This window comes from Streptomyces sp. NBC_00212, assembly GCF_045206365.1.
Lineage (GTDB): Bacteria > Actinomycetota > Actinomycetes > Streptomycetales > Streptomycetaceae > Streptomyces.
On sequence record NZ_CP108115.1, the window covers coordinates 2,771,631 to 2,785,990 of the forward strand.

Annotated in this window: 8 protein-coding genes; 6 read left to right on the forward strand and 2 right to left on the reverse strand. The window is 71.5% G+C overall.

Features of this window, described 5'->3' with window-relative positions:
* Positions 1–14 precede the first annotated feature (14 nt).
* Positions 15–734 (forward strand): PaaI family thioesterase, encoded by a 720-nt coding sequence (locus OHA17_RS12455; RefSeq protein WP_406506609.1) that lies wholly within the window; start codon positions 15–17, stop codon positions 732–734.
* Positions 735–1,156: 422 nt separating this feature from the next.
* Here the strand turns inward: OHA17_RS12455 and OHA17_RS12460 are convergent, their stop codons facing one another.
* A complete protein-coding gene (locus OHA17_RS12460; protein WP_406506611.1) occupies positions 1,157–2,680 on the reverse strand; it encodes an MFS transporter in 1,524 nt (507 codons plus the stop codon).
* A gap of 114 nt (positions 2,681–2,794) precedes the next feature.
* Between OHA17_RS12460 and OHA17_RS12465 the strand changes: the two genes are divergently transcribed.
* Together OHA17_RS12465 and OHA17_RS12470 are read left to right on the forward strand one after the other, a co-directional pair.
* Entirely contained in the window at positions 2,795–3,703 is a 909-nt protein-coding gene (locus OHA17_RS12465; RefSeq protein WP_406506613.1) for a TetR/AcrR family transcriptional regulator C-terminal domain-containing protein, read from the forward strand.
* Positions 3,704–3,906: 203 nt separating this feature from the next.
* Entirely contained in the window at positions 3,907–5,940 is a 2,034-nt protein-coding gene (locus tag OHA17_RS12470) for a M4 family metallopeptidase (protein WP_406506615.1), read from the forward strand.
* 127 nt (positions 5,941–6,067) lie between these two features.
* On the opposite strand, the gene glgP is transcribed toward OHA17_RS12470, so the two are convergent.
* Positions 6,068–8,701 carry an alpha-glucan family phosphorylase gene (gene glgP / locus OHA17_RS12475; protein ID WP_406506617.1) on the reverse strand — a complete coding sequence of 878 codons (2,634 nt, stop codon included), beginning with the start codon at positions 8,699–8,701 and terminating at the stop codon, positions 6,068–6,070.
* Between the two features lie 347 nt (positions 8,702–9,048).
* Between glgP and OHA17_RS12480 the strand changes: the two genes are divergently transcribed.
* The 3 genes from OHA17_RS12480 (at position 9,049) to OHA17_RS12490 (ending at position 14,359) form a co-directional block, all read left to right on the forward strand.
* Complete coding sequence (locus OHA17_RS12480) at positions 9,049–11,145, forward strand: alpha-1,4-glucan--maltose-1-phosphate maltosyltransferase (RefSeq protein WP_406506619.1); 2,097 nt, start codon at positions 9,049–9,051, stop codon at positions 11,143–11,145.
* Positions 11,142–12,848, forward strand: a complete 1,707-nt coding sequence (gene treS / locus OHA17_RS12485) for a maltose alpha-D-glucosyltransferase (RefSeq protein ID WP_406506621.1) — start codon at positions 11,142–11,144, stop codon at positions 12,846–12,848. The genes OHA17_RS12480 and treS overlap by 4 nt, the downstream gene beginning before the upstream one ends.
* Before the next feature lie 143 nt (positions 12,849–12,991).
* Positions 12,992–14,359 carry a maltokinase N-terminal cap-like domain-containing protein gene (locus OHA17_RS12490; RefSeq protein WP_406506623.1) on the forward strand — a complete coding sequence of 456 codons (1,368 nt, stop codon included), beginning with the start codon at positions 12,992–12,994 and terminating at the stop codon, positions 14,357–14,359.
* The last annotated feature ends 1 nt before the right edge of the window (position 14,360 follow it).

The window sequence follows — 14,360 nt, forward strand, 5'->3', positions numbered from 1 at the left end:
ATGGGGTGGCGGGCATGACAGCGATAGAGACGATCACGGTTCCGGCCCACCTCCAGGGGTACCCGGGGGTGGCCTTCGGCGGCTACGTGGCAGGCGTGCTCGCCCGTCGGGCAGGGGCCAAGACGGTACGGGTGGACTTCCGGCGGCCGGTGCCGACGGGTGTGCCGGTGCGGCTCGCCGAGACCGCCGACGGCGGCAGCCAACTGACCTCCGGGGAGGCGGTGCTTGCCGTCGCCGTCCCGGCCGAGCAGAGCGTCGAGGCGCCGGACGCGCCGTCGTGGGCGCAGGCGTCGGCCGCGGCCGAGGCCTACCGGGCCGCGCCCCCGTCCGGCAGCGTCGACTGCTTCGGCTGCGGCCTGGACCGCACCCCCGACACCGGCCTGCGCCAGCACTGCGGCCGGGTCCCGGGCCGGGCCCTGGTGGCCACCGCCTGGACCCCGGGCTCCCAACTCGCCGGTGCGGACGGCGCGTTGCCCCCCGAGCTGGTGTGGGGCGCGCTCGACTGCCCGGGCAACGCGGCGGGCCGCCTCCTCGGCACCCAGCGGGCGGGGGCGGTGACGGCCTCCCTCACGGCGACCCTGCTCCGCCCGGTGAGGGTGGGCGAGCCGCTCATCTCGTACGCGTGGCTGCGCGCCGAGGAAGGCCGCAAACACCACATGGGCGTGGCGCTGACCTCGGCTTCGGGCGACCTTTACGCGGTGGCGGAGTCGCTGTGGGTCGACCCCAGGGTCTAGGGGGCCGCACCGCCGATATGCGACTGCGGACCGTCAGTGGCTGATCGCGCAGTTCCCCGCGCCCCTGGAGGGCGCGGGCCACCGCCCGGCGCCCACGCGGCGAAGCCGGACGATGCGCCCCTCGGAGCCGCCGGGTCACGGCTCAACGGGCCCGAGCCCCACGCCCGGAAGGTGCACGGGCTTGCACCATCGCGCGGCCCCACCACACAGCCGGACACCCAGCCGAACGCCGAGCTCCGCAGAGTCGAGCCCCCTAGGGGCGCGGGGAACTGCGCGACCGGCCACGGACCGGCCCGCAGCCGAAGCACCCCACACCCAGCAGAACGCCGAACCCCGCCAAGCCACACCCCCTCAGGGGCGCGGGGAACTGCGCGACCGGCCACGGACCGGCCCGCAGCCGAAACAACCCCGCACCCCCACAGTCACCTCCCCGAGGGAGCCGGATCACCCTCACCCCGCCGAATCCTCAGCAGCGTCAGCGCCAGCCCCGCCGCCCCCGCCATCAGCGCGGCAGCGCAGAGCGCCGCGAAGTCCAGGCCCCGCGTGAACGCGGAGAACGCCGCCTCCAGGTCAGCCCCGTGGAGGCTGGCCAGCGCCCCGCCCAGCGTTTCGCGTGCCGCGGCCGGCGCGTCGCCCATGCCGTGCCGGTAGACCGCCGCCCCCACCGAGCCCAGGACCGCCATCCCCAGCGCGCCGCCCAGCTCCTGCCCGGATTCCAGGACGGCGGCCGCGGAGCCGGCCCGCTCGGGCGGGGCGGCGCCCAGGGCCAGTTCGTTGGCGAGGGCCATCGCCGCGACAAGGCCCGAGGTGTAGACGGCACACGCGGCCAGGGTGAACCAGAGCGCCGAGTCCGTACGCACCCACGTCAGCGCCAGGAAGCCGCCCGCGGAGACCGCGAAGCCGCACGCCATGACCGTCCCCCGGTCGAAGCGCCGGGCCAGCACCGCCCCGGTCGGCGCGCCCACGAACGCGCCCGTCGCCGGCACCAGGCTCCACAGCGCCGCCTCGAACGGGCTCTTGCCGAGCACCGACTGGAGGTACTGGGTGAGGAACACCGCCATGCCGACGGTCGCCGCGATGGCGAAGAGGTTGGCCAGCACCGCGCCGCCGTAACCGCGCCGCCGCAGCAGCTCCAGGTCGACCAGGGGGTGGGCGAGCCTCGACTGGCGCCGGACGAAGACGTACAGCAGACCAAATCCGGCCATGATCATCAGGATGGGCGGCAACTCGACGCCGTTGCGGGCCAGTTCCTTGACGCCCTGGATCACCGGGAGCAGCCCGGCCAGGGACAACACCGCGCTCGGCCAGTCGAAGCGGCCGGACGACGGCTGCCTCACCTCGGGCAGCAGCAGTGGCGCCAGGATCAGCAGCAGGAGCATCGCCGGCAGGTTGATGAGGAACACCGAGCCCCACCAGAAGTGTTCGAGCAGGGCGCCGCTGACGACCGGCCCGAAGGAGATGCCGGCCGTCATGACGCCGGTCCAGGCGGTGACCGCCGTGGCGCGCTGCTTCTCGTCATGGAAGAGGTTGCGGATCAGGGCGAGCGTGGAGGGCATCAGCGCGGCCCCGCCGACACCGAGCAACGCCCGTACGGCGATGAGGAGTTGGGGCGAGTCGGCGTAGGCCGCGGCGACCGAGGCCAGGCCGAACACGCCCGCCCCCGCGAGCACCAGCCTGCGGCGGCCGACGCGGTCGCCGAGGGCGCCCATCGTGATGAGCAGCCCGGCGAGCACGAAGCCGTACATGTCGAGGATCCACAGCTGCTGGGTGGAGCTGGGCGCCAGGTCCTCGCTGATGAACGGGATGGCGAAGTAGAGGACGGAGACGTCCATCGAGACGAGAAGGAGCGGCAGCATGAGGACGGCGAGCGCGGTCCATTCCCTGCGCCCGGCGCGCTGCGGGGCCGGGTCCGTGCGGCCCGCGAGGGGGCCGGTCGTGGTGTCCATGACGGTAGCGAAACAGCGTCGCGCGTACACCGCCATCAGCGGCTAGTGCACCCCGGTAACACCCTTGGTATCAGCGGGCATTACACCGTCCGGCGCACTAGTACACTGCCCGCCGTGACCGAGCAGCCGCCCTACCTCGCCATCGCCGCCGGCATCCGGCGCCGCATCGCTTCCGGGGAGCTCGCGCCCGGCGACCGGGTGCCCTCCACGCGGGCCATCGTGCGCGAGTCGGGGGTGGCGATGGCGACCGCGACCAAGGCGCTCGCCGCGCTCACGCGCGAGGGCCTGGTGCGGGCGGTGCCGGGGGTCGGCACGGTGGTCGCCGAGGCACGCCCGGCGCGCGCCCAGGACGGAGCGGCGGCTTTGAGCCGCGAGGCCGTGGTGGCCACCGCCGTCCGCATCGCGGACGCCGAGGGCCTGGCCGGGCTCTCGATGCGCCGGGTCGCCGGCGACCTCGGCACCTCCACGATGGCGCTGTACCGGCACGTGCCGAGCAAGGGCGACCTCGTACGGCTCATGACGGACGTGGGGTTCGGCGAGGCGCACCCGGGGCGGCCGACCGGAGACTGGCGGGATCAACTCGCGCATGCGGCCCGGACGTTGTGGGCCGCCTATCGCAGGCACCCGTGGATGGCGCGGGCGATGGCGTCCTTCATCCGGCCGGATCCCATGCCGGAGGCGATGAAGTACACCGAGTGGACCCTGCGGGCCCTGCGCGGCACCGGCCTGGGCGCGCACCGGGTCATGCACGCGCACCTGACGCTGATCGCCTTCGTCCAGGGTCTGGGCGTGGCCATGGAGTTGGAGGGCCACGCCCTCCAGGACACCGGGGTCTCCAACGACGAATGGATGGACCGGAACGGGGGTCGGTTTGCGGCCATCGTGGCGGGCGGCGGCTACCCCGTCCTGACCACCATCTTCGAACACGAGCCATTCGAGCTGGACTTGGACTCGCTCTTTGCTTTCGGGCTCGACCGACTCCTCGATGGCATCGCCATCATCATTGCCGAAACGTCCGCTTAACGAACGGCGACCTTCGGACAACGGACGTTTTTCGGCCAACTTGTTGACGCGCTCCTGACATTAGTTCTCATCTGCTGGCACTCTCTCCCCGTTCCACGCACAAAGTTTTCACGCAGCACGCTTTGTTGCCGCACACGCTCCGCCTTGCTCTGCCCGGCCGGCCCCACCCAGTCGACCGGATCCCCCTCGCAGAAGGAGTTCGCGTGAGATCCACGCACCGTCGTCGTGCCACCGCCACCGGCGCCCTGATCGCCGCAGCCGCCATGCTCAGTGTCGGCGTCCAGGCAGGTAGCGCCAGCGCACGCCCCGACGACTCCGCGGCCACCGCGGCCCTCAAGGCCCAGGCGGTACGCAACCCGGGCGCCCTGCCCGCCGGCCTCAGCCCCTCCCAGCGTGCCGAGCTCATACGCCAGGCCACGGCCACCACGGCGGCCACGGCCAAGGAGCTCGGGCTCAGCGCGCAGGAGAAGCTCGTCGTCCACGATGTGTCCAAGGACCAGGACGGCACCACGCACACCCGCTACGAGCGCACCTACGACGGCCTGCCCGTCCTCGGCGGCGACCTGATGGTCGACACCGCGGCCGGCAAGACCAAGGGCGTCAGCAAGGCCAACAGCGCGCAGCTGAAGGGCATTTCCACGTCCACCCCCGCCAATGCCCCGGCCGCCGCCGAGGGCCAGGCCCTCAAGGCCGCCAAGGCCGCCGGCTCGAAGGCGGACAAGGCCGACAGCGCCCGCAAGGTCATCTGGATGGTCAAGGGCGCGCCGACCCTCGCGTACGAGACGGTCGTGGGCGGGCTGCAGGACGACGGCACCCCGAACCAGCTGCACGTCATCACGGACGCCAAGACGGGCGCCAAGCTGCACCAGTGGCAGGGCATCGAGACCGGTGTCGGCAACACCCACTACAGCGGCCAGGTCACGCTCGGCAGCTCGCAGTCGGGGTCGAACTACACCCTGACCGACGCCGCGCGCGGCGGGCACAAGACGTACAACCTGAACCACGGTTCGTCCGGGACGGGTTCGCTGTTCACCCAGACCAACGACACCTGGGGCGACGGCACCAACTCCAACGCCGCGACGGCGGGTGCGGACGCCGCCTACGGCGCCGGCGAGACCTGGGACTTCTACAAGAACGTCTTCGGCCGCAGCGGCATCCGCGGCGACGGCGTCGGCGCGTACTCCCGCGTCCACTACGGCAACGCGTACGTCAACGCGTTCTGGGACGACAGCTGCTTCTGCATGACGTACGGCGACGGCGCGGGCAACAACGACCCGCTGACCGCGCTCGACGTGGCGGGCCACGAGATGACGCACGGCGTCACCGCCGCCACCGCGGGCCTGAACTACGCCGACGAGTCGGGCGGCCTGAACGAGGCCACCTCCGACATCATGGGCACCTCGGTGGAGTTCTACGCGAACAACGCCTCGGACCCGGGTGACTACCTCATCGGCGAGAAGATCAACATCAACGGTGACGGCACCCCGCTGCGCTACATGGACAAGCCGAGCAAGGACGGCGGCTCCGCGGACAGCTGGTACTCCGGCGTCGGCAACCTCGACGTCCACTACTCCTCGGGCCCCGCGAACCACTGGTTCTACCTGGCCTCCGAGGGCAGTGGCGCCAAGGTCATCAACGGCGTGAGCTACGACTCGCCGACCTCCGACGGCCTGCCGGTCACCGGCATCGGCCGCGACAAGGCCCAGCTCATCTGGTACAAGGCGCTGACCACCAAGTTCAACTCCAGCACGGACTACGCGGGGGCCCGCGCGGGCACCATCGCCGCGGCGACCGAGCTGTACGGCGCGAACAGCGCCGAGGTCACCAACATCACCAACGCCTGGGCGGCCATCAACGTCGGCGCCCGCGCCGGCGGCGGCGACCCCGGCGGCAAGGTCTTCGAGTCCACCGCGAGCGTGGCCATCCCGGACTACCCGGGTGCCGCGGTGACCTCGCCGGTCACCGTCTCGGGCATCACCGGCAACGCGCCGTCCGCCCTCAAGGTCGGGGTGAAGATCACCCACACCTACATCGGTGACCTCCAGATCGACCTGGTGGCCCCGAACGGCACCTCGTTCCGGCTGCAGAGCTCTTCGTCGGACTCGACGAAGAACCTCGACAAGACGTACACCGTGAACGCCTCCAGCGTCGCGGCGAACGGCGTGTGGAAGCTGAAGGTCCAGGACAAGGCGCGGCAGGACGTCGGCACCATCACCGACTTCAAGCTCTCCTTCTGAACGTCCGGTACCCCCTGAGGTTCACCTTCTGGAAGCTCACCTTCTGACCAGGCGGCTGGCCGGAAAGTGAAGGTGCCCGGAGCCCACGAGGCTCCGGGCACCGCCCATGTCCGCGGGCGTACGCGGCTCAGCGCATGAGCACGCCCGCGCCCTCTCCGGTCGCCTCCGTCGGGCCCGCCATCAGGCCGAGCTCCGCATGGGTGGCCAGGTGGCGGTGGGCCGGAAGCACGCGGACCGTGTAGCCGAACGGGCCCGCACGGTCCAGCGCGAGGGGGCCCTCGTACATCCAGCGGCCCTCCAGGTCCGGGCCGCCCGCCGGTTTCAGCGGGAAGGCCGCCGCGTCCGCGATGGCGTCGGCCGCGTCCACCCGGCCCGCCACCGCCTGCACCTCGACGTCGTCCGGGCCGAGCTCGCCGAGTGCGACCCGGACCCGCAGCGCAAGGGTGGAGCCGAGCTCCGCGGTGCCGTTGAGAGCCCCGGCGGCCGGGGCCAGCGCCTCGACGTGGTCGACCGCGACCCGCGGCCAGGCCCCCCGCACCCGCGCCTTCCACTGCGCCAGCTCCCTTGCGGTGGACGGGTCCAGGGCCCGGTGTGCCGCGGCGGCGGGCGCGTACAGGCGGGTCACGTACTCCCGCACCATCCGCCCCGCGAGCACCTTCGGGCCCAGGGTGGTGAGGGTCTGGCGGACCATTTCGATCCAGCGGTCGGGGAGCCCGGCCGGGCCCCGGTCGTAGAAGCGCGGGGCGACCCGGTCCTCGATGAGGTCGTACAGCGCGTTGGCCTCCAGCTCGTCGCGCCGGTCCTCGTCGGTCGACGCGCCGTCGGCGGTCGGGATGGCCCAGCCGAAGTCGGGCTCGAACCACTCGTCCCACCAGCCGTCCAGGACGGACAGGTTGAGGCAGCCGTTCAGGGCCGCCTTCATGCCGCTCGTCCCGCAGGCTTCCAGGGGCCGCAGCGGGTTGTTGAGCCACACGTCGCAGCCGGGGTAGAGCTTCTGTGCCATGCCCATGCCGTAGTCGGGCAGGAACACGATCCGGTGGCGCACCCTCGGGTCGTCGGCGAACTTCACCAGCTCCTGCACGAGGCGTTTGCCGCCGTCGTCGGCGGGGTGCGCCTTGCCCGCGACGACGATCTGCACCGGCCGCGTCGGATGAAGGAGCAGCTCCATCAGACGGTCCCGGTCGCGCAGCATCAGCGTGAGCCGCTTGTACGAGGGGACTCGCCGGGCGAAGCCGATGGTGAGCACGTCGGGGTTCAACACCCCGTCGATCCAGCCGAGTTCGGCCGATCCCGCGCCGCGCTGGCGCCACGAGACGCGCAGCCTCTCCCGCGCCTCGGTGACGAGCTGTTCGCGCAGTTCCCTGCGCAGCTCCCAGATCTCGGCGTCCGGGATGTCGGCGACGGCGTCCCAGCGGTCGGAGCCGCCGACGGTCAGCGCGTCCTCGGTGCGGCCCGCGCCGATCTGCCGGGCGCCGAGCCGGAAGACCTCGGGGGCGACCCAGGTCGGGGCGTGCACGCCGTTGGTGACGGAGGTGATCGGCACCTCCTGCGCGTCGAATCCCGGCCACAGGCCCGCGAACATCTCGCGGCTGACCGCGCCGTGCAGGGTCGAGACCCCGTTGGCGCGCTGGGCGAGCCGAAGCCCCATCACGGCCATGTTGAAGAGGTTCGGCTCGCCGCCGGGGTAGGTCTCCATGCCGAGCTGGAGGATCTTCTCGACGGGCACCCCGGGCAGCTCGCCGTCGTCGCCGAGGTGGCGGGCGACCAGCTCGCGGTCGAAGCGGTCGATTCCGGCCGGCACCGGGGTGTGGGTGGTGAACACGGTCCCGGACCGCACCGATTCGAGCGCGGCGTCGAATTCGAGCCCCTCGCCCGCGAGTTCACGGATGCGTTCGAGCCCGAGGAAGCCCGCGTGGCCCTCGTTGGTGTGGAACACCTCGGGCGCCGGGTGCCCGGTGAGGCGGCAGTACGTGCGGACCGCGCGCACCCCGCCGATGCCGAGCAGCATCTCCTGGAGCAGCCGGTGCTCGCTGCCGCCGCCGTAGAGCCGGTCGGTGACGTCGCGCTCGCCCGGCGCGTTCTCCTCGACGTCCGAGTCGAGCATGAGCAGCGGCACCCGGCCGACCCGGGCCTGCCAGACGGTGGCGTGCAGGGCGCGGCCGCCGGGCAGCGCGAGCGAGACCCTGGCCGGGGTGCCGTCCTCCTCGCGCAGCAGGGAGACGGGCAGCTCGTTGGGGTCGAGCAGGGGGTAGTGCTCCTGCTGCCAGCCGTCGCGCGAGAGCGACTGGCGGAAGTAGCCGTGCCGGTAGAGGAGGCCGACCCCGATGAGCGGTACGCCGAGGTCGCTGGCCGATTTGAGATGGTCGCCGGCGAGGATGCCGAGGCCGCCGGAGTACTGCGGCAAGGCCGCGGTGATGCCGAATTCGGGAGAGAAGTAGCCGATGGCGCAAGGGAGTTCGCCGCTCTGCTCCTGGTACCAGCGGCGGCCGTGCAGATAGTCGTCGAGGTCGTCGGCGGCGGCGGTGAGTCTGCGCAGGAAGCGGCGGTCCTGGGCGAGCGAATCGAGCCGGGCGGCGCCGACGGCGCCGAGCAGCCGCACCGGATCCTCACCCGCCGCCCGCCAGCCGTCGGGATCCACGGACTGGAAGAGTTCTCTGGTCTCGGTGTGCCAGGACCAGCGCAGATTGCGCGCGAGGTCGCTGAGCGGCCGGAGGGCGTCGGGCAGGACAGGGCGCACGGTGAATCGACGGATTGCCTTCACGCTTCCACCTTTGCAGGGGATGTACGTACCGGGGTGGGCACACCGCGATGTGCGCCCCTCCTTCACCCCCGAAGGTAGTGCCGGTGCGCCCCGTCAACCACAGCGCCTCGCGGCCCGGCGCCTCCGATTTCCGCCGCCACCTGACGGAGCATCACATGACCTACGGGTAGGCAAAGTTTGAGCCGTTGCCGACGAAAGGCGCGGCACCTTCCTTGTCTGAACCGTTACGCGCAGGTAGTTAACAAACTGCCGGAATGCCCACCCGCACGCCGTGGAAGGCTCCCCCGGTAACGCATTCCCGCAGTCTCTCCCGCACGCCATTCGAGTGAACGCGGACAGGAGCGGCCATGCCCGCAGCCGGTCAGCCGTCAACGGAGCAGCTAAAAAGGACAGATTCCCGCAAACGCGGCAAACCCTACCAATCGCCCGCAGGTGAGCCCGTGAACCCGAACCCGTCAATCGGCCGCATCCCCGTGCTCGACGTACACCCCGCCGTCGAGTGCGGCAGAAGGCCCGCGAAGGCGGTGGCCGGGGAGAGTTTCCAGATCACCGCCACCGTCTTCCGCGAAGGCCACGACGCCGTCGCCGCCAATGTCGTCCTGAGAGACCCGGGAGGAAGGCCGGGACCCTTCACCCCGATGCGCGAGCTCGCCCCCGGCACCGACCGCTGGGGCGCCGAGGTCGCCCCGGCCGCCGAGGGCCGGTGGACGTACGCCGTCGAGGCCTGGAGCGATCCGGTCACGACCTGGCGCCGCCACGCCGCCATCAAGATCCCGGCCCGCCAGGACACCGAGCTCGTCCTCGCGGAGGGCGCCGCGCTGTACGAGCGGGCCGCGGCCGGGGTGCCCAAGGCCAAGGGCCGCGAGGCGGTCCTGGCCGCGGTGGACGCCCTGCGCGACACGAGCCGCCCGCCCGGGAACCGGCTCGCGGCCGCGCTCGCCCCGGCGGCGGTGGCCGCCCTAGCGGCGCACCCGCTGCGCGAGCTCGTCACCTCCTCGGCCCCCATGCCGCTGCTCGTCGAGCGCGAGCGCGCCCTGTTCGGGTCCTGGTACGAGCTGTTCCCGCGCTCGGAGGGGGCGGTGGTCACCAAGGGCGCACCGCCGGTCTCCGGCACCTTCCGCACCGCGGCGGAGCGCCTTCCCGCGGTCGCCGCGATGGGCTTCGACGTGGTCTATCTGCCGCCCGTCCACCCCATCGGCAGCACCTACCGCAAGGGCCCCAACAACAGCCTGAAGGCGGGGCGTTGGGACGTCGGAGTGCCCTGGGCGATCGGCTCGGCCGACGGCGGGCACGACGCCGTCCACCCCGACCTCGGCACCCTCGACGACTTCGACGACTTCGTGGCCGCCGCCCGCGACCTGCGCATGGAAGTGGCCCTCGACTTCGCCCTCCAGTGCTCCCCCGACCACCCCTGGGTCGACAAGCACCCCGAGTGGTTCCACCACCGGGTGGACGGGACGATCGCGTACGCCGAGAACCCGCCGAAGAAGTACCAGGACATCTACCCGATCGCCTTCGACCAGGACATGCCCGGTCTCATCGAGGAGACGGTGCGGCTGCTGCGGTTCTGGATGGGGCACGGCGTACGGATCTTCCGCGTCGACAATCCGCACACCAAGCCCGTGGTGTTCTGGGAGCAGGTCATCGCCGAGATCAACGGGACCGACCCGGACGTGATCTTCCTGGCCGAGGCGTTCACCCGGCCCGCCATGATGCGCACCCTCGCCAAGATCGGCTTCCAGCAGTCGTACACCTACTTCACCTGGCGCAACACCCGGCACGAGCTCACCGAATACGTCACCGAGCTGGCGGGCGAGTCCGCGTCCTACATGCGGCCCAATTTCTTCGTGAACACCCCGGACATCCTGCACGGCTACCTCCAGGAGGGCGGCCGGCCCGCCTTCGAGGTGCGGGCCGTGCTCGCCGCGACGCTCTCCCCCACCTGGGGTGTCTATGCCGGATACGAACTGTGCGAGAACACCCCGGCCAAGGCCGGGAGCGAGGAGTATCTGCATTCCGAGAAGTACCAACTACGGCCCCGGGACTGGGAGTCGGCCGAGCGCGAGGGCCGCTCCATCGCCCCGCTGATCACCTCGCTCAACCGCATCAGGCGCCGCAATCCGGCGCTGCGGCAGCTGCGCTCGGTCCACTTCCACGACACCGGCAACGACGCGCTCATCGCGTACAGCAAGCGCGCGGGGTCGAACACCGTTGTGGTGGTCGCCAACCTCGACCCCCACCACACCCAGGAGGCGACGGTCTCGTTGGACATGCCGGCACTCGGCCTCGCGTGGGACGAGTCCGTCCCGGTGCGCGACGAGCTCACCGGTGAGACCTACCACTGGGGCAGGGCCAATTACGTGCGTCTGGAGCCGGGCCGAGCGCCCGCGCACATCCTGGTCCTGCGACCGTCCCCGCCGATCGGAGGGTCACCCACACCATGATCGTCAACGAGCCCGTCCACGACACCTTCGAGGACACCCCCGCCAAGGACCGCGACCCCGAGTGGTTCAAGCGTGCGGTGTTCTACGAGGTGCTCGTGCGGTCCTTCCAGGACAGCAACGGCGACGGCGTCGGGGATCTCAAGGGCATCACCGCCAAGCTGGACTATCTCCAATGGCTGGGTGTCGACTGCCTCTGGCTGCCGCCGTTCTTCAAATCCCCGCTGCGCGACGGCGGTTACGACGTCTCGGACTACACGGCCGTGCTGCCCGAGTTCGGTGATCTCGCCGACTTCGTGGAGTTCGTGGACGCCGCCCACCAGCGCGGCATGCGCGTGATCATCGACTTTGTCATGAACCACACCAGCGACCAGCACCCGTGGTTCCAGGAGTCGCGCAAGGACCCGCAGGGCCCCTACGGCGACTACTACGTCTGGGCCGACGACGACAAGCAGTTCCAGGACGCCCGGATCATCTTCGTCGACACCGAGACGTCGAACTGGACCTTCGACCCGGTCCGCAAGCAGTACTACTGGCACCGCTTCTTCTCCCACCAGCCCGACCTCAACTACGAGAACCCGGCCGTGCAGGAGGAGATCGTCTCCGCCCTGCGCTTCTGGCTCGACCTCGGCATCGACGGCTTCCGCCTCGACGCGGTGCCCTACCTGTACCAGCGGGAGGGAACCAACTGCGAAAACCTTCCGGCAACGCATGAGTTCCTCAAGCGGGTACGGGCCGAGATCGACGCCAGCTACCCGGACACGGTGCTGCTCGCCGAGGCCAACCAATGGCCCGAGGACGTCGTCGACTACTTCGGCGACTACGCCAAGGGCGGCGACGAGTGCCACATGGCGTTCCACTTCCCGGTGATGCCGCGCATCTTCATGGCGGTACGGCGCGAGTCGCGCTACCCGGTCTCGGAAATCCTCGCCAAGACCCCGGCCATCCCGCGCAACGCCCAGTGGGGCATCTTCCTGCGCAACCACGACGAGCTCACCCTCGAAATGGTCACGGACGAAGAGCGCGACTACATGTACGCCGAATACGCCAAGGATCCCCGGATGCGCGCCAACATCGGCATCCGGCGCCGGCTCGCCCCGCTGCTCGACAACGACCGCAACCAGATCGAGCTGTTCACCGCGCTGCTGCTCTCGCTGCCCGGCTCGCCGATCCTGTACTACGGCGACGAGATCGGCATGGGCGACAACATCTGGCTCGGCGACCGCGACGCGGTGCGCACCCCGATGCAGTGGACCCCGGACCGCAACGCGGGCTTCTCCTCCTGCGACCCGGGCCGGCTCTACCTGCCCACGATCATGGATCCGGTCTACGGCTACCAGGTGACGAACGTCGAGGCGGCCATGGCCTCGCCGTCCTCGCTGCTTCACTGGACCCGGCGGATGATCGAGATCCGCAAGCAGAACCACGCCTTCGGGCTCGGCTCGTACACCGAGCTGATGTCGTCGAACCCGGCCGTCCTCGCCTTCCTGCGCGAGTCCGGCGACGACCTGGTGCTGTGCGTGCACAACTTCTCGCGCTTCCCGCAGCCCACCGAGCTCGACCTGAGGGCGTTCAACGGGATGCACCCGGTGGAGCTGATCGGCGGGGTGCGCTTCCCGGCGATCGGCGAGTGGCCGTATCTGCTCACCCTGGCCGGACACGGCTTCTACTGGTTCCGGCTGCGGAAGGACCCCGCCGTCACTTGACCCGTAGCGCCGGGCGGAGCGGTTTCCACCGCTCCGCCCGGGGCACTCTGAACCCCGAACCCCGCGCGCCGCCGGACAGCTTCTGTTGCAATCCGGGACACTCTGCGCAACTCGATGTGTGCCCGGGGAAAGGATGCGCCGTCATGCCGAAGGCCGCACCGCCCCGTACCACCGGCCTCCCACTCGCCCGGCTGCTGACCTCGCTCGCCCCGCTCCTGCACGAATGGCTCCCCCGGCAGCGCTGGTTCGCGGGAAAGGGGCGGCCCGTCACGGACTTCGTCCTGCTCAGCGCGACCGAGCTGCTGCCCGGCTTCCTGCACCTCCTCGTGCGCACCGAGCACGCTCCGGTGCCGCTCCCCGCCGACGCCGCGCCGGTGCCCGCCGACTGCTACCAGCTCCTGATCGGGGTGCGCGACCAGCTGCCTCCCCGGCTCGCCCCCGCCCTGATCGGCCGGGCGGACAAGGGCCCGCTGGCCGGGCGCACGGTGTACGACGCCCTCCAGGACCCGCAGTCCGCGGCCCTGCTCATGGAGCGCCTGCGCACCCCGGGCACGGTGGGCCCGCTGTCCTTCGAACTCGACCCGGAGGTGAAGGTTCCGCCGGGTCTCGCACCGCGCCTGCTCGGCGTCGAGCAGTCCAACTCCTCACTGGTGTACGGAGATACGTTCATCCTGAAGGTGTTCCGCCGGGTGCAGCCGGGCGTCAATCCGGACCTGGAGCTGCCGTGGGCGCTGGCCCGCCAGGGCTGCGACCGGGTGCCCGCCCCGGCCGCCTGGTTCCGCACCTCCCAGCCCCAGGAGGCGACGCTCGGCGTGCTCCAGCCGTTCCTGCGCGGCGCCGACGACGGCTGGACCCTGGCGCTCGCCTCGCTCGCGGCGGGCCGCACCTTCACGCGGGAGGCGTACGAGCTCGGCCGGGCCACCGCCGAGGTGCATCTGGCCCTCGCCGAGGCCTTCACGCCGGTCACCCTCGGCCGCCCGCAGACGGCGCTGATCGCGGCCGCGATGGCCGAGCGCCTGGACGCCACCGCCCAGGCGGTGCCCGCGCTCGCGCCGTACGTACCGGGGCTGCGGGCCGCGTTCGAGGCGGTCGCGTCCCTCGACTCGGCGGGCACGGCCCAGCGCGTCCACGGCGACCTGCACCTGGGCCAGGCCCTGCGGCCCGCGGACGGACCCTGGTCGGTGATCGACTTCGAGGGCGAGCCGGCCCGCCCGCTCGCCGAGCGCCGCCGCCCGCAGCCCCCGGTCCGCGATGTCGCGGGCATGCTGCGCTCCTTCGACTACGCGTCCTGCTCGGCGCGCCCGCCGAACCCGGCCTGGGCCACGGACTGCCGGGCCGCCTACTGCGCGGGCTATGCGGCACGCTCCGGCTCGGACCCGCGCGAGTCGCCCGAGCTGCTGCGCGCGTACGAGACCGACAAGGCGGTGTACGAGGTCCTCTACGAGGCCCGGCACCGCCCCGACTGGCTGCCCGTGCCGATGGCGGCGATCCGCCGCCTGGCCAGGGACTGAA

What these genes read in the sequence shown, in the direction of transcription:
- OHA17_RS12490 (WP_406506623.1), top strand. Translation starts at nt 12,992, where the DNA reads ATGCCGAAGGCCGCACCGCCCCGTACCACCGGCCTCCCACTCGCCCGG.
- treS (WP_406506621.1), top strand. Translation starts at nt 11,142, where the DNA reads ATGATCGTCAACGAGCCCGTCCACGACACCTTCGAGGACACCCCCGCC.
- OHA17_RS12455 (WP_406506609.1), top strand. Translation starts at nt 15, where the DNA reads ATGACAGCGATAGAGACGATCACGGTTCCGGCCCACCTCCAGGGGTAC.
- OHA17_RS12460 (WP_406506611.1), bottom strand. Translation starts at nt 2,680, where the DNA reads ATGGACACCACGACCGGCCCCCTCGCGGGCCGCACGGACCCGGCCCCG.
- OHA17_RS12480 (WP_406506619.1), top strand. Translation starts at nt 9,049, where the DNA reads ATGCCCGCAGCCGGTCAGCCGTCAACGGAGCAGCTAAAAAGGACAGAT.